The following is a 1,967-nucleotide window of genomic DNA, read 5'->3' as shown; positions in this document are numbered from 1 at the left end:
GTCCGCGCCGTGCTGGCCGCCACCCTCTCCCCCGCCTGGGGCATCTACAGCGGCTACGAACTGTGCGAGAACACCCCCCTGCGCGAGGGCAGCGAGGAGTACCTGGACTCGGAGAAGTACCAGCTCAAACCCCGCGACTGGGACGCCGCCGAGCGCGAGGGCCGCACCATCACCCCCCTGATCACCCGGCTCAACGACATCCGCCGCCGCCATCCCGCGCTGCACCGGCTGCGCAATCTGCGTTTCCACCACGCCGACAACGACGCCGTGATCGCCTACTCGAAGCGGAGCGGATCGAACACGGTTCTGGTGGTCGCCAACCTCGACCCCCACCACACCCAGGAGGCCACGGTCTCGTTGGACATGCCGCAACTCGGCCTGGACTGGCACGAGTCGGTGCCGGTGCGCGACGAGCTCACCGGCGAGACCCATCACTGGGGCAGGGCCAATTACGTCCGCCTGGAGCCGGGTCACCGGCCCGCGCACGTGCTCCATGTCCAGCAACCGTCCACCCCGCCGCAGATCGGAAGGCCCCCAGCGCCATGACTGTCAACGAGCCCGTTCCGGACATCTTCGAGGACTCCCCGGCCAGGGACCGGGACCCGGAGTGGTTCAAACGCGCCGTCTTCTACGAGGTCCTCGTCCGCTCCTTCCAGGACAGCAACGGCGACGGCATCGGCGACCTGAAGGGCCTGACCGCCAAACTCGACTATCTGCAGTGGCTGGGCGTCGACTGCCTGTGGCTGCCCCCCTTCTTCAAGTCCCCGCTCAGGGACGGCGGTTACGACGTCTCCGACTACACCGCCGTACTCCCCGACTTCGGCGACCTGGCCGACTTCGTGGAGTTCGTCGACGCCGCCCACCAGCGCGGCATGCGCGTGATCATCGACTTCGTGATGAACCACACCAGCGACCAGCACCCGTGGTTCCAGGAGTCCCGCAAGGACCCCGACGGCCCCTACGGCGACTACTACGTCTGGGCCGACGACGACAAGCAGTACCAGGACGCGCGGATCATCTTCGTCGACACCGAGGCCTCCAACTGGACGTACGACCCGGTGCGCAAGCAGTACTACTGGCACCGGTTCTTCTCCCACCAGCCGGACCTGAACTACGAGAACCCGGCGGTGCAGGAGGAGATCCTGGCCGCCCTCCGCTTCTGGCTGGACCTCGGCATCGACGGCTTCCGGCTGGACGCGGTGCCGTACCTGTACCAACAGGAGGGCACCAACTGCGAGAACCTTCCGGCCACGCACGCCTTCCTCAAGCGCGTACGCAAGGAGATCGACGCGCAGTACCCCGACACGGTGCTGCTGGCGGAGGCGAACCAGTGGCCGGAGGACGTGGTCGACTACTTCGGCGACTACGCCGCCGGCGGCGACGAGTGCCACATGGCCTTCCACTTCCCCGTCATGCCGCGCATCTTCATGGCCGTGCGGCGGGAGAGCCGCTACCCCGTCTCCGAGATCCTCGCCAAGACCCCCGCCATCCCCTCGAAGTGCCAGTGGGGCATCTTCCTGCGCAACCACGACGAGCTGACCCTGGAGATGGTCACCGACGAGGAGCGCGACTACATGTGGGCCGAGTACGCCAAGGACCCCCGCATGCGCGCCAACATCGGCATCCGCCGCCGCCTGGCGACCCTGCTGGACAACGACCGCAACCAGATCGAGCTCTTCGGCTCCCTGCTGCTCTCCCTGCCCGGCAGCCCGATCCTGTACTACGGCGACGAGATCGGCATGGGCGACAACATCTGGCTCGGCGACCGCGACGCGGTACGCACCCCCATGCAGTGGACCCCGGACCGCAACGCCGGCTTCTCCTCCTGCGACCCCGGCCGCCTGTTCCTGCCCACGATCATGGACCCGGTCTACGGCTACCAGGTCACCAACGTCGAGGCGTCGATGTCCTCGCCCTCCTCGCTGCTGCACTGGACCCGCCGCATGATCGAGATCCGCAAGCAGAAC

Annotated in this window: 2 protein-coding genes; both read left to right on the top strand. The window is 67.4% G+C overall.

Annotated features, from left to right (window positions below; translation table 11 throughout):
- Nucleotides 1–546: alpha-glucosidase C-terminal domain-containing protein (locus tag RH94_RS19385; RefSeq protein WP_143204048.1), on the top strand; the 546-nt coding region annotated here is incomplete at its 5' end.
- A partial coding sequence (treS, locus tag RH94_RS19380) for a maltose alpha-D-glucosyltransferase (RefSeq protein ID WP_073948808.1) occupies nucleotides 543–1,967 on the top strand: 1,425 nt, incomplete at its 3' end. The genes RH94_RS19385 and treS, both read left to right, overlap by 4 nt.

The organism is Streptomyces kebangsaanensis (genome assembly GCF_001906585.1).
GTDB classification, from domain to species: Bacteria; Actinomycetota; Actinomycetes; order Streptomycetales; family Streptomycetaceae; genus Streptomyces; species Streptomyces kebangsaanensis.
Note: the sequence above shows the minus strand (reverse complement) of the source record. Positions and strands in the feature narration are given on the sequence as shown.